This is a genomic window from Novosphingobium sp. B1 (genome assembly GCF_900176395.1).
In the GTDB taxonomy this organism is placed as follows: domain Bacteria; phylum Pseudomonadota; class Alphaproteobacteria; order Sphingomonadales; family Sphingomonadaceae; genus Novosphingobium.
This window is the reverse complement of record NZ_FWXL01000008.1, coordinates 19,431-39,535: the sequence shown is the minus strand read 5'-3', so window position 1 is coordinate 39,535 and position 20,105 is coordinate 19,431. Positions and strand designations below refer to the sequence as shown.

General features: G+C 64.3%; 19 protein-coding genes. 14 read left to right on the top strand and 5 right to left on the bottom strand.

Annotated elements, in window-relative coordinates; translation table 11 throughout:
• Window positions 1-39: 39 nt before the first annotated feature.
• From B9A23_RS14715 to B9A23_RS23330, 3 genes are read right to left on the bottom strand one after another with little or no spacing between them, the layout of a single operon-like run.
• Window positions 40-810, bottom strand: a complete 771-nt coding sequence (locus B9A23_RS14715; protein ID WP_084279853.1) for a M48 family metallopeptidase — start codon at window positions 808-810, stop codon at window positions 40-42.
• Window positions 803-1,246, bottom strand: a complete 444-nt coding sequence (locus B9A23_RS14710; protein ID WP_254895135.1) for a YcgN family cysteine cluster protein — start codon at window positions 1,244-1,246, stop codon at window positions 803-805. The genes B9A23_RS14715 and B9A23_RS14710 overlap by 8 nt, the downstream gene beginning before the upstream one ends.
• Entirely contained in the window at window positions 1,243-1,869 is a 627-nt protein-coding gene (locus tag B9A23_RS23330) for an SCO family protein (RefSeq protein WP_084279851.1), read from the bottom strand. The genes B9A23_RS14710 and B9A23_RS23330 overlap by 4 nt, the downstream gene beginning before the upstream one ends.
• An 81-nt stretch (window positions 1,870-1,950) precedes the next feature.
• Between B9A23_RS23330 and B9A23_RS14700 the strand changes: the two genes are divergently transcribed.
• From B9A23_RS14700 to ssb, 5 genes are all read left to right on the top strand, one after another.
• The gene (locus B9A23_RS14700) at window positions 1,951-2,565 is read left to right on the top strand and encodes an ankyrin repeat domain-containing protein (RefSeq protein ID WP_084279979.1); all 615 of its coding nucleotides are present in this window, start codon (window positions 1,951-1,953) and stop codon (window positions 2,563-2,565) included.
• Between the two features lie 10 nt (window positions 2,566-2,575).
• Window positions 2,576-3,229 carry a COQ9 family protein gene (locus tag B9A23_RS14695; protein ID WP_176218009.1) on the top strand — a complete coding sequence of 218 codons (654 nt, stop codon included), beginning with the start codon at window positions 2,576-2,578 and terminating at the stop codon, window positions 3,227-3,229.
• 68 nt (window positions 3,230-3,297) lie between these two features.
• Window positions 3,298-3,552, top strand: coding sequence for a FeoA family protein (locus B9A23_RS14690; protein WP_084279849.1), 255 nt, complete (start codon window positions 3,298-3,300; stop codon window positions 3,550-3,552).
• Window positions 3,549-5,408 carry a ferrous iron transporter B gene (locus B9A23_RS14685; RefSeq protein WP_084279848.1) on the top strand — a complete coding sequence of 620 codons (1,860 nt, stop codon included), beginning with the start codon at window positions 3,549-3,551 and terminating at the stop codon, window positions 5,406-5,408. The genes B9A23_RS14690 and B9A23_RS14685 overlap by 4 nt, the downstream gene beginning before the upstream one ends.
• Window positions 5,409-5,505: 97 nt before the next feature.
• Entirely contained in the window at window positions 5,506-6,066 is a 561-nt protein-coding gene (ssb, locus tag B9A23_RS14680; RefSeq protein WP_084279847.1) for a single-stranded DNA-binding protein, read from the top strand.
• Between the two features lie 249 nt (window positions 6,067-6,315).
• On the opposite strand, the gene B9A23_RS14675 is transcribed toward ssb, so the two are convergent.
• Window positions 6,316-7,746: a methyl-accepting chemotaxis protein gene (locus tag B9A23_RS14675; protein WP_084279846.1), complete on the bottom strand. Its 1,431-nt coding sequence runs from the start codon at window positions 7,744-7,746 to the stop codon at window positions 6,316-6,318.
• Between the two features lie 201 nt (window positions 7,747-7,947).
• Complete coding sequence (gene acs / locus B9A23_RS14670; RefSeq protein WP_084279845.1) at window positions 7,948-9,897, bottom strand: acetate--CoA ligase; 1,950 nt, start codon at window positions 9,895-9,897, stop codon at window positions 7,948-7,950.
• 142 nt (window positions 9,898-10,039) lie between these two features.
• Here acs and B9A23_RS14665 point away from each other — a divergent pair, with 142 nt between their 5' ends.
• The 9 genes from B9A23_RS14665 (at window position 10,040) to B9A23_RS14625 (ending at window position 20,098) form a co-directional block, all read left to right on the top strand.
• Complete coding sequence (locus B9A23_RS14665) at window positions 10,040-10,462, top strand: DOPA 4,5-dioxygenase family protein (RefSeq protein WP_254895134.1); 423 nt, start codon at window positions 10,040-10,042, stop codon at window positions 10,460-10,462.
• Between the two features lie 227 nt (window positions 10,463-10,689).
• Window positions 10,690-11,412, top strand: coding sequence for a response regulator transcription factor (locus B9A23_RS14660; RefSeq protein WP_084279843.1), 723 nt, complete (start codon window positions 10,690-10,692; stop codon window positions 11,410-11,412).
• Complete coding sequence (locus B9A23_RS14655) at window positions 11,412-12,731, top strand: ATP-binding protein (RefSeq protein WP_084279842.1); 1,320 nt, start codon at window positions 11,412-11,414, stop codon at window positions 12,729-12,731. Before B9A23_RS14660 ends, B9A23_RS14655 begins: the two co-directional genes overlap by 1 nt.
• A gap of 106 nt (window positions 12,732-12,837) precedes the next feature.
• Complete coding sequence (locus B9A23_RS14650) at window positions 12,838-13,533, top strand: carbonic anhydrase (RefSeq protein WP_084279841.1); 696 nt, start codon at window positions 12,838-12,840, stop codon at window positions 13,531-13,533.
• Complete coding sequence (locus B9A23_RS14645) at window positions 13,530-15,059, top strand: SulP family inorganic anion transporter (RefSeq protein WP_084279840.1); 1,530 nt, start codon at window positions 13,530-13,532, stop codon at window positions 15,057-15,059. The genes B9A23_RS14650 and B9A23_RS14645 overlap by 4 nt, the downstream gene beginning before the upstream one ends.
• Window positions 15,060-15,339: 280 nt before the next feature.
• Entirely contained in the window at window positions 15,340-16,179 is an 840-nt protein-coding gene (locus B9A23_RS14640; RefSeq protein ID WP_084279839.1) for a TorF family putative porin, read from the top strand.
• Between the two features lie 167 nt (window positions 16,180-16,346).
• On the top strand, window positions 16,347-16,883 hold the full coding sequence (locus B9A23_RS14635) for a 2Fe-2S iron-sulfur cluster-binding protein (RefSeq protein ID WP_084279838.1): 537 nt from the start codon (window positions 16,347-16,349) through the stop codon (window positions 16,881-16,883).
• Entirely contained in the window at window positions 16,880-17,860 is a 981-nt protein-coding gene (locus B9A23_RS14630; protein WP_084279837.1) for an FAD binding domain-containing protein, read from the top strand. Before B9A23_RS14635 ends, B9A23_RS14630 begins: the two co-directional genes overlap by 4 nt.
• 3 nt (window positions 17,861-17,863) lie before the next feature.
• On the top strand, window positions 17,864-20,098 hold the full coding sequence (locus tag B9A23_RS14625; RefSeq protein WP_084279836.1) for a xanthine dehydrogenase family protein molybdopterin-binding subunit: 2,235 nt from the start codon (window positions 17,864-17,866) through the stop codon (window positions 20,096-20,098).
• Window positions 20,099-20,105: the final 7 nt, after the last annotated feature.

The following is a 20,105-nucleotide window of genomic DNA, read 5'->3' as shown; positions in this document are numbered from 1 at the left end:
CCGGCCAAGATAAGGACTGGCGGTGCAAAGCGCTACCCATCACCCGAACAGCACGTAAAGCGAGCGACCATGACGCTTGAGCCAGCGATTGGCGGCATCGATGTCGCCTTCGTACAGGCCGCCGAGGTGGGCGTGGAACGCCGGGCTGTGATCGAAGTGCTTCATGTGCGCCACTTCATGCGCGACGACCGACTGCCGCACGAAGTCCGGCGCCATCACGAGTCGCCAGTTCATGCGGATCGAGCCATCGGCAGCGCAACTTCCCCAGCGCCGCTGCGCGCGCGAAAGCGACAGGCGCGGTACGGCCTCGCCGGCCCTGGCGCAGTAATGGGCAAGATCGTCGGCGCACAGGCGCAGGGCCTCGGCCTCAAGCCAGCGCTGCAACCGGGTGGGCAGGCCTTCGACCGGGCCGCCGATGCGGAGTTCGCCCGCGCAGACTTCCGGCTTGCGCCGTGCCCTCTCCTGCCACTGGATGTGCAGCGTCTCGCCGCGGTAGGGCAGGGACGACTGCGGCTCTATCGCACGGGCTTCGGGCAGGCGGGCAAGCTGGCTGGCAAGCCATTCGGCGCGGTCGCGCGCGAAGGCCTCCGCATCGCCGACGCGGCCCCACGCCGGGATCGATACGCGCGCTTCGCTGCCATCCGGGGCAAGGCGCAGCGTCATCCGCCGCGCATGGCCCAGCTTGCGGATGACCAGCGGCAAGTCGCGCCCGCCCACCGTGATGGAGCGCCGGGCCACCGCACGGGGCGTGGGAGCCTGTTTTGCGCGGGGGTCGGCGCGGCGCAGCCAGTCGAGCACGCCGCTAGCCATCGAAGTGATCCGAAGGCACGATGTGCTCCTCGATCGGCCCGGCAATCGTCTCGCTGACCACCTTGCCGACGACCGACTGCCCGGCGCGGTGCACCGCCTCGCGATCGCCGCTGATCAGATAGTGCCAGTCCGGCAGGGGCTTGCCGTCGGCACGCAGGCGATAGGCGCAGCTATCAGGAAGCCAAGGCAATTCGCGCGCCAGCTTCGGCGTAAGACGCAGGCAATCGGGCACATAGGCGCGGCGATGCTTGTAGTCGCTGCAGCGCGCGCTCTTGAGATCGAGAAGCTTGCAGGCGACATTGGTGTGATAGACTTCGCCGGTGTCGTCGTCTTCCAGCTTGTGCAGGCAGCACTTGCCGCAGCCATCGCACAGCGCTTCCCACTGCTCGCGGCTCAGCGTCTCGACCGGCCGTTCCCAGAAGCGGTCCTGGTTCAACGCACCCACTTGGCAAGTTCTGAGGCGACGGCCTTGCCGTCCTGTTCCGAGGGGAGCAGGGCGATGGCCTCGCCGTTGGGGCCCATGAGGTAGGACGCGCGGCTGTGGTCCATCAGATAGGCGTCGGGCTTGGCACCATCGCGCTTCTGGTAGAATACCGCCCATTTCTTGGCGACATCGGCGATCTGGTCGGGCGTGCCGGTCAGGCCTACCACGTTGGGGCCGAAGTTGGCGGCATACTTGCCCACGACTTCTGCCGTATCGCGCTGCGGATCGATAGTGATGAAGATCGGCACGATCGGACTGCTGTCCGGATGTTCCTTGGCGAACAGGCGCACGCCTTGCGCGATGTTCTGCATGTCGAGCGGGCAGACATCGGGGCAGAAGGTGTAGCCAAAATAAACGATGCGATACTTGCCGGCAAAGTCGCTCCATTTCACAGCCTTGCCGTCCTTGCCGGTCAGCGTGAAGTCACCGCCGATGGCGGCACCTTCCAGCGGCGGCTTCTCCGATGGAGCCCCGCCACACGCGGCGAGTGCGAAAGTGCAGGTTGCGGCAAGCGCGGCGAGGATGGATCTCATGGGGATCGATCTGAAGGTGTGGGCCATGGCGCGGCGGTTCATGCTCTGCTAACCGTGTCCTTGCAAGAGGCGAGTCCGGACAGCCGCTAAATGGCTGATGGGGCACGCAACAGGAGGTTCTCAATGCTGTCGAAAATGCGCACGCCGCTTACCGTTCTGGCCGTGCTGCTGTCCGCTGCCGTGGCAATTCCGGCGCAGGCCCAGTTTTCAGACAGCTACAAGTTCCTTGAATCCGTCCGCAAGAAGGAAGGCGACAAGGTTACCGAGGCCCTGAACGAGCCTGGCACCCAGATCGTCAACACCAAGGACTATACCACCGGGCAGACTGCGCTGCACATCGTCGTGGCGCGTCGCGACCTGACCTGGGTGCAGTTCCTGATTGCCAAGGGCGCCAACGTCAACGCGCGCGACAACCGCGGCGTTACCCCGCTGGTGCAGGCGTCCGAGATGGGCTTCATCGAAGGCGTGGACGAGCTTATCAAATCGGGCGCGCGGATCGACGAGGCCAACAACACTGGCGAAACCCCGCTGATCAGCGCGGTTCACCGCAAGGATCTGGCGCTGGTGCGCATGCTCGTGAAGGCCGGAGCGAACCCGGATCGTCCCGACAATTCCGGCCGCTCGGCGCGCGACTACGCCTCGCTCGACAAGGGCAATCCGGTTCTGGGCGAGCTTGAGAAGGCGGCCAAGGACGCCAAGGCGGCCGGACCCAAGAAGACCTACGGCCCATCGTTCTGACGGGAAGTTGATGATGACCGACGAAACACTTGATGCCTTGCGTCTCCGCCTCGCTCCCGCGATTGCCGATGCCGTGGCGTTCGATGGCTGGAAGCCTGCGGCGGTGGCTTCGGCGGCCGCGATGGGAGGCGTCGATCCGGCGCTGGCCGCCTTCGCATTCGAAGGCGGGGCGATGCAGATGATTTCTGCGTGGATCGCGCGCATCGATGCCGACATGGCTGCGGCGCTGCCGGCCGAGCAGATTGGCAACCTGCCGATCCGCGAGCGGATCCGCCGCCTCGTGCAGTTCCGCCTGGATGCGCTGGTCGGCAAGGAAGAGGCGCTGCGCCGCGCGCTGGCGATCATGGCCATGCCGCAGAACGTGGCGGCGGCCACACGCCTCGGCTGGTCAAGCGCGGACCAGATGTGGCGTCTCGCCGGCGATACCGCGACCGACTACAACCATTACACCAAGCGCCTGACGCTCGGCTCGATCTACGCTGCGACCCTGGCCTACTTCGCGCAGGATACCAGCGACGGCCACGAGGACACTCGCACTTTCCTCGATCGTCGGATCGAGAACGTAATGCAGTTTGAAAAGGCCAAGGCAAAGCTGGTGAAGCCGCGCGAGGAAACCTTTTCGCTGACGCGGATGCTTGGACGGCTGCGCTATCCCGCCACCTGAATTTTGATCCAGCGCAATTCTATTGCGAATGACTTGCAAATGCTGTCGGGCTATGGCAGCGGGAACCTGTGACGCTCGATCAGCTCCCCATCGGCACGCCTGCCCGAATCACTGCGGTCGACTGGACCGTGCTCGTCGCCGAGGAAGGCCAGCGCTTGCGTGCGCTGGGTATTGACGAAGGCGCGCGGCTTACGCTTGCCTACCGCGGCGTGTTCGCGGGCCGCGATCCGCTGGCGGTGGAGATCGGGCGCATGACCGTTGCGATACGCCGTGTCCATGCCCTCGCCATGACGGTCGAGCCGGTTTCCGAAGCCGCCGCATGAGCAAGATGCCGACTGTCGCCGCGCTGGTTGGCAATCCCAACGCAGGCAAGAGCGCGCTGTTCAACGCGCTGACCGGTGCTCGGCAGAAGATCGCCAACTACCCCGGCGTCACCGTCGAACGCAAGGCGGGCCGTCTTGCCCTTCCTTCGGGAGAGCCGGTCGAACTGGTCGACCTGCCAGGCTCATACGGTCTTGAAGCCACGAGCCCCGACGAGGAAGTGACGCGCAAGGTCATCATGGGCGAGCAGGTCGGGCAGGCGAGGCCCGATGTCATCGTGCTGGTGCTCGACAGCTCGAACCTCGAACAGCATCTCGTCTTTGCGCAGGAAGTGCTCGAACTGGGCCGACCCACCGTGGTGGCGCTCAACATGGTCGATCTGGCCGAGCGTGATGGCCTGACTCTTGATCCCGCGGCGCTCGAAGCGGCGCTGGGCGTCCCGGTCATTCCGACCGTTGCCGTGCGCCGCCGCGGCCTGACGGAACTTGCCGCGGCCATTGCCGAGGCGCGCGACAAGCCCGAGCGGGCGCAGGATGCTGCGCGCCCGCATGTGACCTTGCCCGAACGTCGGATGCTGGCGCACCAGATGGCGACCGCGGCGATCCTGTCGGAAACGGCCAGGCACCGCATCCACGCGCGCATGGACAAGCTGCTGCTCCATCCATGGGCGGGGCCGCCGATCCTGTTCGCCTTCCTGTTCATTGTCTTCCAGGCGGTGTTCAGCTGGGCCACGCCTTTTGCCGACGCGATCGACGGTGGCGTTTCGGCGCTGGGCGATCTTGCCAAGGCAACCCTTCCGGCAAGCCTGCTACGCGATCTGCTGACCGATGGCGTGATTGCGGGCGTCGGCTCGGTACTGGTGTTCCTGCCGCAGATCATCATCCTGTTCTTCTTCATCCTGACGATGGAAGCGACCGGCTACATGGCCCGCGCCGCCTTCCTGATGGACCGCATGATGGCGGGCGTCGGCCTGTCGGGGCGCAGCTTCATCCCGCTGCTGTCGAGCTTCGCCTGCGCTATCCCCGGCATCATGGCGACGCGGAGCATTACCGATCCCAAGGACCGGCTGACGACGATCCTGATCGCGCCCATGATGACCTGCTCGGCGCGCTTGCCGGTCTATGCGGTCATCATCGCCGCGTTCATCCCGAACACGAAAGTCGGTCCCGGCATCGGGCTGCAGGGCCTCGTCCTGTTCTGCCTTTACGTGGCGGGGATAATCGGCGCGATGGTCGTGGCGCTGGTGCTGCGCCGGTCGGTGACAAAGGGCGCCGCGTCGGGCTTCATCATGGAATTGCCGAAGTACCAGCTGCCCACGGTCAAGGATCTGGCGCTGGGGCTGTGGCAACGCGCGTGGATATTCCTGCGCCGCGCCGGTACGATGATCTTCACCGTCACGATCGCGCTGTGGATCCTGCTGAACTTCCCGCGTGCAGAACCGGGGCAGGACCAGGTCAACGCCTCGGTTGCGGGCACGCTGGCCAATGGCCTCTCGGTCGTTCTCCAGCCCATCGGCTTCAACCGCGACATGAGCCTGGCGATCATCCCGGCGATGGCCGCGCGCGAGGTTGCGGTCAGCTCGCTCGCGACGACGTACGCCGTGAGCGCAAGCGACGACGAGGACCAGGCTGCCATCGCGCTGGGCGACCAGCTCAAGTCGCGCTGGACCTTGCCGATGGCGCTCGCCTTCCTTGCATGGTTCGTGTTCGCGCCCCAGTGCCTTTCGACCATCGCCGTCGCCCGGCGTGAGACCAACGGCTGGAAATGGCCCTCCTTCATGCTCGCCTACCTTTTTGTGCTGGCCTATGCGGCAGCGGGCATCACGTTCTGGACGGCAACTGCCGCCGGATTGGGCTGAACCGACGCGTTGGTCTGTGGAAACGGTTGCGCGATGACTCGCGCGGCCAAGCCCCCATGCGCTAGGCAATCGGCCAGATCAGAAGGAACGTGATTCGATGGCAGGCAGCGTTAACAAGGTGATCCTTGTGGGGAACCTCGGGGCAGACCCCGAAATCAAGAGCTTCCAGAACGGTGGCCGCATTGCCAACCTGCGCATCGCGACCTCGGAAAGCTGGAAGGACCGCGCCAGCGGCGAGAAGAAGGAGCGCACCGAGTGGCACTCCGTCGTGATCAACTCCGACGGTCTTGTCGGCGTGGTGGAACGTTTCCTGCGCAAGGGTTCGAAGGTTTACATCGAAGGCCAGCTGCGCACCCGCAAGTGGCAGGACCAGTCCGGCAATGACCGCTACACCACCGAAATCTCGGTTGGCGGGATGGGCGGCGTGCTGACCATGCTTGATGGCTCGGGCGGCGCTGGCGGCACCACCGGCGGCATGGGTGGCGGCGGTGGCCGCTCGTCGGGCGGCGGCTGGAACGATGGCGGCTCTTCGGGCGGCTCGGGCGGCTTTGGTGGCGGCTCCTCGCGCGGGGGCGCATCGGGTGGAAGCTCGGGCGGCGGCTGGAATCAGGGCGGCGGCGGCTTCGGCGACGATCTGGACGACGACATCCCGTTCTGAGCAAGGGATGCGACCGTCGTGCAAAAGGCGGCGGTTGCTTCGAACTGCATTCAAACATCACTTATGCTGCCATCTGTCTCCCCTAACCGGCCTCTCGCGCGAACAGTCGAGCGTCAGGCAGGTTAGGGAAGGCATCTAACGATGGCGCTGGGATTCAAGGCACGAATACGATCGTCGCCATCGGTGCCAAAACAGCGCGTTCGGCAACCGCGATCCAGCAGGCGGAAATCCGGAAGATCCTGCCCGGCTTCAGAACTCGTCCCAATCTTCTTCCTTGAGGGCAAGTGCGGCAGAGGGGCGCGGGATTGAGGGGAGCTTGCGCGGCGCGGCGGTGGCGGGCGGTGCATGAAGGCTTGTGAGTGCGGCTACCGGCGCGGAGATGCGGTCCCGGATCGGCACGACCTTGTTCGTGATGTTGAATTCATCAACGAGCCTTGAGAGCTCGGTCGACTGTTCGGCAAGCTGTCGTGCTGCGGCGGTACTTTCCTCGACCATCGCGGCATTCTGCTGCGTTGCCCGGTCCATTTCGCTGACAGCGGCGCGCACATGCTCAAGCGCGTCGGACTGCGATGATGCCGTGTCCGCGATCTCCTGAACGGAGCCGGCAATCCGGTTGATGCTCTGCACGATGGTCTTGAGCGCGCCGCCGGTCGCGTCCACCAGATTGACACCATCCTTGACCTGCATCGTGCTGGCTTCGATCAGGCCGCGAATTTGCGTGGCGGCGTCTGCGGAACGCTGGGCGAGGGCACGCACTTCGGTAGCGACAACCGCAAAGCCCTTGCCGCTTTCACCTGCCCGCGCAGCCTCGACACCGGCATTGAGCGCCAGCAGGTTGGTCTGGAAGGCGATGCCATCGATGACCGAGATAATCTGGGCGATCTGGTCGGAGGAACTCTGGATTGCCGTCATCGCGATCACGGCCCTGGCGACGACATCGCTCCCCTGGCGGGCTTCGGCCTGAACGTCCTGCACGGCAGATGCGGCAGCCTGCGCCGCTGCCGAATTGCGATGCACCGTTGTGGCGACTTCGGTCAGGCTCGCCGAACTTTCCTCGAGTGCTGCTGCCTGCTGTTCCGTGCGGACGGAGAGATCGTTCGAGGCCGAGCGTATCTCTGCTGATCCGCCAAGAATGTCCCCCGCGGCCGACGAGACGCTCTGCATGGCGCGTTCAAGCGCGGCGGCGGCGAGATTGAAGTTCTCGCGAAGAGCCTGGTACTCAGGTCGAAAGTCTTGCGTCAGTCGCACGGTCAGATCGTTCCGGGCCAGCTTTTGCAGGCTCTCGCCCATCGCGCTCACGACCGCTTCCTGCTCGATGGTGGCTTGCTGCAGTTCGCTTGCCTGCTGGCGGAAAGTGGCCATGGCACGGGTCAGCCGGCCCACGCAGTCCTCGAATTCGGTGTGCTCCACGGGCGATTCGAGGTCACCTGCCGCGAGCGCTTCCATGCGCAGGACTGTCGCGACGTAAGGGTCGCAGATCTTGACGCCGGCGAACTTGATCATCGCCACCGAGGCGAAACTGATCGCCACGATGAGGGCTGACACGGCATGCGAGGTGACGACATCTTCGACGACGAGCACGACTGGCAGCGAAGCGGCAATGGCCATCGCCGTCTGCATCCAGAACAGGACCTGGAATTTGGTGCGGATCGGCGCAACCTTCTCGAACCAGCGCAACATCGGGCAACTCCACCTTGTCGACAGGTGCGAACGCTGCCGGATGCAGGGCTCGATAAGGTGCCAATACTCCTGCGCTGGTGACCGTACGGTAAGCTTGCCTTGCGGGTGGCAACCGAGTGAGAGGTTAAGATCGCGTTAGCTACGCACCTGCCCGTTGGTGCAGGGTGAGGACATGGCGCGCATGTCCCCACCCAGCCGTTTTCAAGCCCGCTCGAGCTGTGGGCGGTTGGCGACGAGGTTGTCGACCACGCTGGGGTCGGCGAGCGTCGAGGTGTCGCCAAGGTTCGACATGTCGTTCTCGCCGATCTTTCGCAGGATGCGGCGCATGATCTTGCCCGAACGCGTCTTGGGCAGGCCGGGAGCGAACTGGATCACGTCGGGCGTGGCGATCGGGCCGATTTCGTGGCGGACCCATTGGATCAGCTCGCGACGCAGGGCCTCGTCGGGCTCGACCTCGGCATTGCAGGTGACAAAGGCGTAGATGCCCTGGCCCTTGATATCGTGCGGCATGCCGACGACTGCTGCTTCGGCAACTTTGGGGTGAGCCACCAAAGCGCTCTCGATCTCGGCCGTGCCCATGCGGTGGCCCGAGACGTTGATGACGTCGTCGATGCGGCCGGTGATCCAGTAATAGCCGTCGTCATCGCGGCGGCAGCCGTCGCCGGTGAAGTAAAGGCCCTTGAAGGTGCTGAAGTAGGTCTGGAAGAAGCGCTCATGATCGCCCCAGACCGTGCGCATCTGGCCGGGCCACGAGTCGGTAATGACGAGGCAACCATCTGTCGCTCCTTCAAGGAAGTTGCCCTCATTGTCGACGAGCGCAGGCTTCACGCCAAAGAACGGACGGCTGGCCGAGCCGGGCTTCAGCGGGGTTGCGCCAGGAAGCGGCGTGATCATCGCGCCACCGGTCTCCGTCTGCCACCAGGTATCGACGATGGGGCAGCGGCTGTCGCCCACGACCTTGTGATACCATTCCCACGCTTCGGGATTGATCGGTTCGCCCACCGAGCCAAGCAGGCGCAGCGAGGCGCGGCTGGTCTTCTTCACCCAATCGTCGCCTTCGCGCATCAGGGCGCGCAGGGCAGTGGGGGCGCCGTAGAAGATCTCGACCTTGAACTTGTCGACCACCTGCCAGAAGCGGCTGGGATCGGGGAAGTTGGGCACGCCTTCGAACATGACGGTGGTCGCGCCGTTGGCGAGCGGTCCGTAAACGACATACGAGTGTCCGGTCACCCAGCCGATGTCGGCCGCGCACCAGTAGATCTGGCCAGGCCGGTAATCGAACACATACTGGTGGGTCATCGAGGCCCAGACCGAATAGCCGCCGGTGGTATGCAGCACTCCCTTGGGCTTGCCGGTAGAGCCTGAGGTGTAGAGGATGAACAGCGGGTCTTCCGCATTCATTTCCTCGGGCACGCAATCGTCGCTCTGTGCGGCGACCCCCATGGCCCAATCCACGTCGCGGCCAGGCACCATCGGCACATCCGCGCCGGTATGGCGCAGGACGATGACGCTTTCGACACCGGGACACTGTTTCAGGGCCTCGTCGACGTTGGCCTTGAGCGGGACCTTCTTGCCGCCGCGCAGGCCCTCGTCCGAAGTGAGGACGATGCGGCTGTCGCAATCGACGATGCGCCCGGCAAGCGCATCCGGGCTGAAGCCTGCAAAGACGATCGAGTGGATCGCGCCGATGCGGGCGCAGGCGAGCATGGCGACGGCGGCCTCGGGCACCATCGGCAGGTAGATCGTCACGCGCTCGCCGCGCTTGACCCCTTGCGCCTTGAGCAGATTGGCAAAGCGGCAAACCTGCTCGTGCAGTTCGCGATAGGTGATCTCGCGGTGCGGTGTCGCCGGGCTGTCGGGCTCCCACAGGATTGCGATCTGGTGACCACGTTCGGCCAGATGGCGATCGAGGCAGTTTGCCGCCAGGTTGAGCGTGCCGTCCTCGAACCAGCGGATGCCGAAGTCGGCCTCGTCGTAGGAGGTGTTCTTGACCTTGGTGAAGGGCCTGATCCAGTCGAGCCGCTTGCCGTGTTCGGCCCAGAACGCCTCTGGATCCTCAACCGACTGCCGGTACATCTCGAAATAGCGTGTCTCGTCCACAAGGGCATTCTCGGCCCACTCGGCGGGGACGGGATAGACGGCTTCGGCCATTTCGGCTCTCCTCACTTCTGGAACGGATCAATCGGTCCGCTTTATGCGCCAGCATTACCTTTTCGGGGCAATTCTCGCGCTTGGACATTAGTCGAAGAGAGGTATGCGCCCGCCCCCTGCACGAAGGCAATGCCATTATCGCATGCGACTGCAGCAGTTGACGCCGTTTTTGCCGGACGGCGCGTTTCCCGCTAGGCTGGACACCAGCAATTGGAGGATCGGGCGACGCATGCAGGATTTCACGGATTACCACGCACATCTCTATTTCGACGCCAACGAGGCCGAGGAAGCCGGCCACCTTTGCCAGGCCATTCGCGATGATCTCGGGCTGGCGATCGGACGTATTCATCCCAACCCCGTCGGCCCGCATCCTCGCGGATCGTGCCAGATCACGGTTCCGACGGCGATGCTGGGCAAGGCACTTGACTGGCTGCTGCACAGGCGCGGGCGTTTTACCGTATTCTGTCACGGCAACAGCGGCAACGATCTTGCCGATCATACCAGGCATGTCTTCTGGCTGGGGGACGCCGAGAAGCTTGACCTGAGGCAATTTGGACCAGTTTGATCACAAAATGCGTTTCAGCAATATTTTGTCGCATCCCGGCCCGCAGTCCGCAAAACCTTAGTTTCAGCTAGGACTTACGGCGAGCTTCGGGGGCGTTGCCAGTTGCGGATCGCCGACGCCGCACGGACGCGCCCGTTGGCAAGCCCCAGATAAGTGTCTTGTCAACCTTGGCACCGAGCGCTCCGCTGCTATCGTGGGGGTTCGCTGCCGCAACCGCCCGGAACCCCATGCAAGCTCCATCGATCGTACTGGTAGAAGACGACGGCCCGCTGCGTACGCTTACGGCACGGGCCTTGCGCGAAAACGGTTACAACGTGCGCACTGCCGCAACTGGTGCCGAAATGTGGGTCGCGCTCGAAAGCGAGCCTGCCGACCTCGTCGTGCTCGACATCATGTTGCCGGGCACAAGCGGCATCGAACTGTTCCGCCGCCTTCGCCGGCAAAGCGACGTGCCGATCATCTTCGTTTCTGCACGTGGGTCCGAGGAGGATCGCGTGCTCGGCCTTGAGCTCGGCGCCGACGATTATCTGCCCAAGCCGTTCAGCACGCGTGAGCTGGTCGCCCGCATCGGTGCGGTGCTGCGGCGGGGAACCAACCAGGTCACCGACACGGCAGGCGATGCCGGATCGCGCAGCGGCGATATCCATTTCGATGGCTGGACCGTGTCGATGGCGCGGCGCGAACTCCACTCGCCAAGCGGTGCCATGGTCGACCTGACAGGAGCGGAATTCGATCTTCTCGCCACCTTCATCGGCCAGCCGCAGCGCGTGCTCGGTCGCGAGCGATTGATCGAACTCTCGCGCACGCGCCTGGGTGACAGTTCAGACCGCAGCGTCGATGTCCTCGTCAGCCGTCTGCGACGCAAGCTGTCCGCCGCCGGGGGCAACGCGCCGATCGTCACGGTCCGGGGCGTAGGGTACATGTTCAAGGCCGAAGTGCAGCGTCCCTGATGAAGTGGCGCCGCTTTGGCCTGCCCGAGCGGCTATTGGCGATTCTCCTGCTCGTCGCAGGGGTCGATTTCATTGCGAACACCGTCCTGTTCGATCGCGCCAGCCGTTTTGCGGTCCGCGAAGATGATGCCTCGCGCGTGGCCGAACATCTGGTGATCGCCAGTCGCGCGGTCGAGCGTATCTCGCCGCCCGAGCGGGTTCGTGTCGCGCGGGCGCTCAGCACTCCGCGTTTCTCGATGAAATGGGAAAAGGCGGGGGGCGGGCGCCCTGCCGGGCCTGTCGCCTTGTCGACCATGCGCATGCAGGTCATCAAGATCGCTCCGGAACTGGCCAGCGCCGATCTGCAGTTGTCGCTGCGCGGGATGGGGGGGGAGGGCAACATCACCGGCTCCATGGTGCTTGACGATGGCAGCCTGCTTGTCTTCCAGACTTACGCGAGCGATGCCTGGACGCTCAACGCCGGCCGCGTAGCAACGCTCATGCTGCCGACTCTGGTTCTGGTCCTTCTGGCCTGGGTGCTTTTCCGCGCAACGCTGGTGCCGCTGCGCACTCTGGTGCAGGCCAGCCGAACCGTAGGGGCAGGGCCTCCCCAGCCGCTTGCCGAACAGGGCACCGACGAAGTGCGCGAACTTATCCATGCCTTCAACGAGATGCAGCAGCGCATCCACGAATCCATGACCAATCGTACCCAGTCGATGCTGGCCATCGGGCACGATTTGCGCACCCCGCTGGCGCGAATGCAGTTGCGGCTGGAGAATTGCGATCTGGACGAGCAGACGCGCAAGGACATGGGCGGCGACCTGCAGGAGATGGGGCACATGCTCGAATCGTTGCAGGCGTTCGTCGAATCCGGCGGCTCGCGTCTTCCGGCCGAGCGGATCGACGTGGCCGTGATGGCCCAGACGCTTGTCGATACGGCGGCAGACAATGGCAGCGACGCCACGTTCTTCGGGCTGGAAAGCCTCGAGATCATGGCGCGCCCTGTCTCGTTGCGTAGGGCCTTGTCCAATCTCATCGAAAATGCGCTGCACTATGCCGGCAATGTCCGCGTGACTGTACGGCGCGAAGGAACCGATGCCGAACTGGTGATCGAGGATGACGGCCCGGGCATCCCCGACGACCGGCTGGACGAGGCTCTGCAGCCTTTCGTCCGGCTCAATGTCGCTCGCTCGCGCGATACGCCCGGCATGGGCCTGGGCCTGGCGATCGTCCGCCGCGCCGTTCAGCTTGACAATGGCACCATGCACTTGCGCAACAAGCCGACCGGAGGCCTTGTCGCCACCTTGCGTTTCGCGATCGCGATGAAACGAAGCCATTGAAACACTTCGTTACATTCGCGCTAGCAAGCGGAAAGACGCGAAACATACTTTCGTAAAGCTTGGCCCGAGATCCCTCGCGGGCGACTATTGCGAAAGGTTCCGTGCCATGAACGAACTCATCGGCCGCGTCTTCAGCTTCGAGAAGACCGTTTTCCCCGACAGCCGTGAACTGTTCGGCAAGCTTGTCAGTGAAGGGCAGAGCCCCAAGGCGCTGATGATCTCCTGCGCAGATTCGCGCATCGTGCCAGAGCAGATCATGCAGGCTCAGCCCGGCGAGCTGTTCGTGTGCCGCAACGCCGGCAACATGGTTCCGCCCTTCGCGACGATGAACGGCGGAGTGACCTCGACCGTCGAATATGCGGTCATGGCACTGGGCGTGCGCGACATCATCGTCTGCGGCCATTCCGACTGCGGTGCGATGAAGGCGCTTTCGGCGCCGGACCTGCCGGAAGGCATGCCCAACGTTGCCGCATGGCTGCTTCACGGCGCTGCGGCCAAGAGCGTTGTCTCCAGCATTTCGCCGGATCTCGACATGAACGACCGCGTGCGGGCCGTGAGCCTGCAGAACGTGATCGTGCAGATCGACCACCTGCGCACGCACCCCTCGGTGGCAACCGCGATTGCCCGTGGCGAAATGGCCCTGCACGGCTGGTTCGTCGACATCAGCGCCGGGGTCGTGCTTGGCCTTGACGGCGAGAGCGGCGAATTCGTGCCCCTGCGCGAGGACAAGCCCTTGCCTGTCGCCCTACCTGCGCGGTCGCGACAGGTTCTCGACGCTTACACCGCCGAGGCAGCAGAATGACAAGCGGGACGGCCCAGGCGGAGGGCAGCGGGCCGTTCCGCTTCCTGATGCGAGACTTCACCGCATCGATCGTGGTGTTCCTTGTGGCGATGCCCCTGTGCATGGGCATCGCCATCGCTTCCGGCGTGCCGCCTGAAAAGGGCCTGGTGACCGGCATCATCGGCGGGCTCGTGGTCGGCCTGCTGGCCGGCTCGCCGCTCCAGGTCAGCGGCCCGGCTGCCGGGCTTGCGGTCATCGTGTTTGAGTTCGTCAGGGACAACGGCCTGTCCGCGCTCGGCCCGGTGCTGGTGCTTGCCGGTGCCTTGCAGTTCGTGGCCGGGGTCGCCCGGCTTGGCGGCGTGTTCCGGGCGATCTCACCAGCGGTGGTCCACGGCATGCTGGCTGGGATCGGCGCCCTGATCGTGATCGGACAGTTCCACATCCTGTTCGACGCCAAGCCGCAATCGAACGGTATCGACAACCTGGCGATGATGCCCGCGCGCGTGCTTGGTCTGACGCCCTTCGATCTGCGTTCCACCGAACTTGCGTTGATGCTCGGTCTCCTCACGATCGCCACGATGCTCGTCTGGGAAAAGGCCAAGCCCAAGAGCCTTGGCCTGCTGCCCGGCGCGCTCCTTGGCGTGCTTGCCGCAACCGGCGTTGCCTGGGGGCTGGACCTCGAAGTCGCGCGCATCAGCGTGCCGGATTCGATCGGCGCTGCCTTTGCCCTGCCCGATGGCAATTTCCTCCGCCCGCTGGCCAATGGCTCGCTGATCGTCTCGGCCATCGCCATCGCCTTCATCGCCAGCGCCGAGACGCTGCTTTCGGCCGCCGCGGTCGACCGGATGCACGATGGCGTCCGCACCGATTACAACAAGGAGCTTCGCGCGCAGGGCGTGGGCAACCTGCTGTGCGGCGTGGTCAATGCCCTGCCGATGACCGGCGTGATCGTGCGCAGTTCGGCCAACGTCCAGGCCGGCGCGATGACCCGCTGGTCTGCCGTCATGCATGGTGCCTGGATCCTGGGCTTTGTCGCGCTTCTGCCGTTCATCCTGCGGGAAGTGCCGATGGCGGCTCTGGGTGGCGTCCTGGTCGTGACCGGTTGGAAGCTCGTCAGCCTCAAGCATGTGCGTCACCTCTTCAAGGTTCACGGCTACATGCCGGCGCTGATTTGGACGGCGACCTTCGTGCTTGTGGTGACGACCGATCTCCTGACCGGCGTGCTGACCGGCCTTGCGCTGTCTGCTCTTGAACTTCTGCCTCACGTTCGCAACCTGCGCTTCCGCGTCGGCGAGAAGGCGGTGGGCGAGACGGTGAAGCTCGAACTTGAAGGCGCTGCCACCTTCATTGGTCTGGCACGCCTGACCAATGCCCTGGAACAGGTCCCGCCGAGCAAGCCGGTCCACGTGGATCTCGATCGCGTGCACGCCATCGATCACACCACGGCCGAGATGCTGACCGAATGGGTTTCGCGTCGCAAGCTGCGTGGCGAGGAAGTGCGCCTGACGGGACCGGAACCGATCATGCGGTCGCTGGCCCTGGCCTGATCCTTTTCCGTGCGAGGCTCCGGCCGTGCACGGTTCAGACCCGGTTGGCGCAAGTGTACCCCCTCCCATGCGCGCTCCCCGGAAAGTGGGCCCGACCGGAAGGTTGGGTCCACTTTTGTTGGCCATTCGGTCGCAATCGGGTCCCCGATTATATTTTTCTTGCAGTGCAGCAAAGCGGCGTGTAATTCTTTGAACTCTGCAGTGACGGTCCTCCGCTTGAGAAGCGATCGCTCGGCAGACGCAGGTGGAACGCGATAAACCTTTTCAGGGAGCGTTCCGTATGAAGATCCGTCTTGCCGCAGCCGTGGCACCTGTCGCCTTTGCTCTGCTGGCGACCCCCGCTTTCGCTCAGGAAGAAACCAAGCCCATCACCGTGTCGGGCAGCGCTGCGCTCGTGTCCGACTATCGCTTCCGCGGCGTCTCGCAGTCGGACCGCGCCATGGCCGTGCAGGCTGGCGCCACGATCGCGCATGAAAGCGGACTCTATGTCGGCACCTGGGCATCCAACCTGTCGGGCTGGGGCACATTTGGCGGCTCAAACACCGAGCTCGATCTTATCGGCGGTTACAAGAAGGACTTCAACGGCGTCACGCTCGACGTTGGCCTGACCTGGTACATGTATCCGGGCGGCGCCGACAAGACAGACTTTGCAGAGCCTTACGTGAAGGTTTCGGGCACTGCCGGCCCCGTCAGCCTCCTTGCCGGCGTCGCCTATGCGCCCAAGCAGGAAGCGCTCGGCAAGTGGTACAATTCGGGCGCGGCCTATGCCACCGGCGTTCCCAACAATCCCGGCGCAAAGGATGACAACCTCTACATCTGGACCGACATGTCCACCGGCATCCCCGACACCGGCCTGACCCTGCACGCGCACGTCGGCTACTCGGACGGCAACCCGGGCCTCGGCCCCAATGGCACCAGCGTCGCTCCCACGGGCAAGTACCTCGATTGGAACATCGGCGCCGACTACGCGATCGGCCCGGTCGTCCTGGGCGTCAGCTATATCGATACCGACATCAGCAAGGCTGAATCGGCCTACCTGCTGCCCAACTTCTCCTCGACCAAGGATGGCTCGCCCATCTCGGGCGCGGCTGTCGTGGTTTCGGGAACGATCGCGTTCTGATCTGACCTGATCCGGCAATCTTCGATGGCCCCTCTCCTTTCGCAGGAGGGGGGCCATCTGCGTTCTGGGCAATACGCAAATCTAAAAGGCGCCGTGCTGGATCAATGCGCGGAGTTGGGCGTTCCTGTCGGGAATCTTAACCCAAGACAACAAGGCGCCTTCTCGCAATGGCTGCAACGACCCTGACTGCCCGCGTCAACGGCGCGGACCGCCCGCTGCCGGCTGACGCCCGCCGCACCCTGCTCGACTGGCTGCGTGAAGACCTCGGTCTCACCGGGACCAAGAAGGGTTGCGATCATGGCCAATGCGGTGCCTGTACGGTGATCGTCGATGGCAGGCGGATCAATTCCTGCCTGTCGCTCGCGCACCTGCACGAAGGCGATACGATCGAAACCATCGAATCGATAGGCACAGCCGACGCGCTTGCCCCCCTTCAGAAGGCCTTCGTTGCGCACGACGGTTTTCAGTGCGGGTATTGCACACCGGGCCAGATCTGTTCGGCAAAGGCGATGATGCAGGAGTTCGCCGAAGGCTGGGCCAGCGCCGTGAGCGAAGATGTCGCCGCCCGGCCGGAATTCTCCACTGACGAGTTGCGCGAGCGCATGAGCGGCAATTTGTGCCGTTGCGGTGCTTACTCGAACATCATCGCCGCGATCGAGGAGGTGATGGCGACCCAGGCGCAGCCGGGGAGGGCCGGGGCATGAAGCCTTTCGTTCTCGATCATGCAGATTCGCCCGATGCGGCTCTCGCCGCGCTCGACGCAGGAGCCACGGCAATTGCCGGCGGCACCAATCTCGTCGATCTCATGAAGCTGGAGCTGGCTACTCCTGAAAAGCTTGTATCGATCCGGCGAACCGGGCTGGATGAAATCAGCGCCGATGGCGACGGCCTGATGATCGGCGCTCTTGTTTCGAATGCCGATTGTGCTGCCCATCGCCGCGTGCGCGAAGGGTGGCCGCTTCTGGCCAAGGCCATTCTCGCCGGTGCCAGCCCGCAATTGCGCAACCGTGCAACGACCGGTGGCAACCTTTGCCAGCGGACACGCTGCGGCTATTTCTACGATAGCACCCAGGCCTGCAACAAGCGTGAGCCGGGCTCCGGCTGCGCGGCGCGCGAAGGGTTCAATCGCATTCATGCGGTACTGGGAACAAGCGACCAGTGCATCGCCACATACCCCGGTGACATGGCCGTTGCGATGCTTGCGCTCGATGCTGTGGTGATGACCGAAGGCCCCTATGGGCCGCGCCGCATTCCGCTTGCCATGTTCCATCGCATGCCGGGTGACGAGCCGTCGCGCGACAATGTACTTGAAGCCGGAGAACTGATTACGGCCGTGCGCCTGCCCGCTCCCACCGGAGGCGTGCAAGTCTATCGCAAGGTACGCGATCGCGCTTCCTACGCCTTCGCTCTGGTCTCGGTTGCCGTCGACCTTGCCATGGAAGAGGGCAGGATCGCCCGCTGTGCACTGGCCTTCGGCAGCCTCGGCACCGTTCCGTGGCGGGACCGCGCCGTGGAAAACGTGCTGATCGGTGAGAAGCCCACGCCTGCCCTGTTTGCGCAGGCGGCCGAAGTCCTCCTCAAGGATGCCCAGGGCTTTGGCGAGAACGATTTCAAGATTCCGCTGGCAGCGCGCGCCCTGGCCGCCACGCTCCACGAAGCAACACAGACCGGAAAGGCCTGAACCATGGCACTGCCTCTGGCCGACCTTTATAACACCCCCGACGAGCGCAACCTGCTTGACACCATGAAGCAAGGCGTGATCGGCAAGCCGCTCGATCGCCCGGAAGGCCCACTAAAGGTGAGTGGCACGGCGACCTATTCCGCCGAATGGAAGCGGTCAGATTGCGCTGAAGGTTTTCTCGTCCTGGCGGATATCGCGCAAGGAACCGTCAAGGCCATCCATGCGGACAAGGTCCTGGCCATGCCGGGCGTCGTTGCGGTGCTCTCGGACGAGGCGATGATCCGCCGCTCGACGCAAGGCACCGCTGGCGAGGCTCCTGCGCAGGATGTGCACACAGTCGACTATTTCGGCCAGCCCGTCGCGCTCGTCGTGGCGGAGACCTTCGAACAGGCGCGCGAGGCTGCGCAAGCTCTGGAAATCGAATACGACGCCGCAGCGGAGCCTGTACCACTCGATCCGCAAAGCCCCGACGCCAAGATCGAGGAGCCTTCGGACAGCAAGCCGGTCAAAGGCGGCGATCTCGACAAGGCCATGCGCGAGGCGGATTACGCGATCGATGTGGAGTACGACACACCGGGCCATGCCAGCGCCGCGATGGAGCCTCATGCCACCATCGCCGAATGGGACGGCGACAGGCTGACCTTGCGGGGCAGCTATCAGATGCTTGCCTTCAACGTGAAGGAAATGGCCGATTGCCTGTCGATCTCGCCCAAGCATGTGCGCATCCTCGCGCCTTATGTCGGAGGTGGGTTCGGCTCGAAGCTCGGCATAACCCACGAAGCCGTCGCGGCAGCGATCGCTTCGAAGCAGCTTGATCGGCCCGTCCGGGTGGTAATGACCCGCCAGCAGGTTTTCCAGACCGTGATGCGCCGCTCCGAAACCCGGCAGCGCGTGCGCCTTGCTGCCGATGCGGCTGGCAAGCTGGTTGGCCTTGGCCACGAAGCGCGCGTCTCCAACCTGCCGGACGAAGATTTCGCCGAACCAGTGACCCAGGCGACCGAGTTCCTTTACGGCGGCGAAAACCGCCTGCTGAAAGTTGAAGTTGCGCGCATCAGCCGGATGACCGCCGGATCGGTGCGTGCACCGGGCGAGGCTGTCGGAATGCAGGTGCTCGAAGCGGCGATGGACGAACTGGCGCAGAAGATCGGGATGGACCCGATCGAACTGCGCAAGCGCAACCTTCCTGTGAAAGTGCCGGTCGAAGGCACGCCCTACTCGTCGCGGAAGCTGGTCGAAGCGCTCGAGCAGGGCGCCGAGAGCTTTGGCTGGGACAAGTGCAAGACCGAGCCGTGCCAGACCCGCAACGGCGACTGGTGGATCGGCATGGGCGTGGCAAGCGCCGCGCGCGTCAACGTCATGATCCCTGCCAAGGCACGCGTGACATTGAAGGCGGACGGGACTGCTCTGGTCGAGACGGACCAGACCGACATCGGCACCGGCTCCTATGCGATCCTGGGCCAGATCGCCGGGGAGATGCTCGGGCTGCCGATGGACAAGGTCGATGTCGTTCTGGGTGACAGCGAATTGCCGCCCGGAGCAGGATCTGGCGGAAGCTTTGGGGCGATCTCGACAGGATCGGCCGTGATGCGCGCCTGCGAGGCCATTCGCGACAAGCTTGCCAAGGCGATGGGTTGCAAGGCCGAAGAGCTTGAGCTGCAGGACGGCTCCGCACGTCACGGTGATGCCCGCCAATCGCTAGGCGAACTGACCGGCGGCAAGGATATCGTCGAAGTCGGATCGATCAAGCCCGGCAAGACCTTCAAGGATTACTCGCAGGCCAGTTATGGCGCGTTCTTTGCCGAAGTCGGCGTACACGCCTTTACCGGCGAAGTCCGCGTCCGGCGCATGACCGGGGCCTTCGGTTTCGGCCGTGTGCTCAACGCCAAGACGGCCCGGTCGCAATGCCTTGGCGGGATGGTGTGGGGGATCGGCAGCGCGCTGACCGAGGAGCTTGCCTTCGATGTACGCGACGGTCACCTCGTCAACCACGACCTCGCCGAGTATCACGTACCGGTCCACGCCGACGTGCCTGCGCTCGAGGTGATCCTGCTCGAGGAACGCGATGCCGCGGCAAGCCCGCTTCAGGCCAAGGGTGTGGGCGAACTGGGGATCTGCGGAGCGGCAGGTGCAGTGGCCAACGCGGTCTATAATGCCTGCGGCGTCCGGGTCCGCAGCTTTCCGCTGACCCTGGACAAGATCATCCCCCATCTGCCCGACCCTTTCGCTTCTCCTGCCTGAAAGAACA

Coding starts and splice junctions, on each gene's coding strand:
- B9A23_RS14630 (WP_084279837.1), top strand. CDS start 16,880: ATGAAGCCTTTCGTTCTCGATCATGCAGATTCGCCCGATGCGGCTCTC.
- B9A23_RS14715 (WP_084279853.1), bottom strand. CDS start 810: ATGGCTAGCGGCGTGCTCGACTGGCTGCGCCGCGCCGACCCCCGCGCA.
- acs (WP_084279845.1), bottom strand. CDS start 9,897: ATGGCCGAAGCCGTCTATCCCGTCCCCGCCGAGTGGGCCGAGAATGCC.
- ssb (WP_084279847.1), top strand. CDS start 5,506: ATGGCAGGCAGCGTTAACAAGGTGATCCTTGTGGGGAACCTCGGGGCA.
- B9A23_RS14640 (WP_084279839.1), top strand. CDS start 15,340: ATGAAGATCCGTCTTGCCGCAGCCGTGGCACCTGTCGCCTTTGCTCTG.
- B9A23_RS14695 (WP_176218009.1), top strand. CDS start 2,576: ATGATGACCGACGAAACACTTGATGCCTTGCGTCTCCGCCTCGCTCCC.
- B9A23_RS14655 (WP_084279842.1), top strand. CDS start 11,412: ATGAAGTGGCGCCGCTTTGGCCTGCCCGAGCGGCTATTGGCGATTCTC.
- B9A23_RS14675 (WP_084279846.1), bottom strand. CDS start 7,746: ATGTTGCGCTGGTTCGAGAAGGTTGCGCCGATCCGCACCAAATTCCAG.
- B9A23_RS14660 (WP_084279843.1), top strand. CDS start 10,690: ATGCAAGCTCCATCGATCGTACTGGTAGAAGACGACGGCCCGCTGCGT.
- B9A23_RS14700 (WP_084279979.1), top strand. CDS start 1,951: ATGCTGTCGAAAATGCGCACGCCGCTTACCGTTCTGGCCGTGCTGCTG.
- B9A23_RS14635 (WP_084279838.1), top strand. CDS start 16,347: ATGGCTGCAACGACCCTGACTGCCCGCGTCAACGGCGCGGACCGCCCG.
- B9A23_RS14645 (WP_084279840.1), top strand. CDS start 13,530: ATGACAAGCGGGACGGCCCAGGCGGAGGGCAGCGGGCCGTTCCGCTTC.
- B9A23_RS14665 (WP_254895134.1), top strand. CDS start 10,040: ATGCGACTGCAGCAGTTGACGCCGTTTTTGCCGGACGGCGCGTTTCCC.
- B9A23_RS14625 (WP_084279836.1), top strand. CDS start 17,864: ATGGCACTGCCTCTGGCCGACCTTTATAACACCCCCGACGAGCGCAAC.
- B9A23_RS23330 (WP_084279851.1), bottom strand. CDS start 1,869: ATGAACCGCCGCGCCATGGCCCACACCTTCAGATCGATCCCCATGAGA.
- B9A23_RS14650 (WP_084279841.1), top strand. CDS start 12,838: ATGAACGAACTCATCGGCCGCGTCTTCAGCTTCGAGAAGACCGTTTTC.
- B9A23_RS14685 (WP_084279848.1), top strand. CDS start 3,549: ATGAGCAAGATGCCGACTGTCGCCGCGCTGGTTGGCAATCCCAACGCA.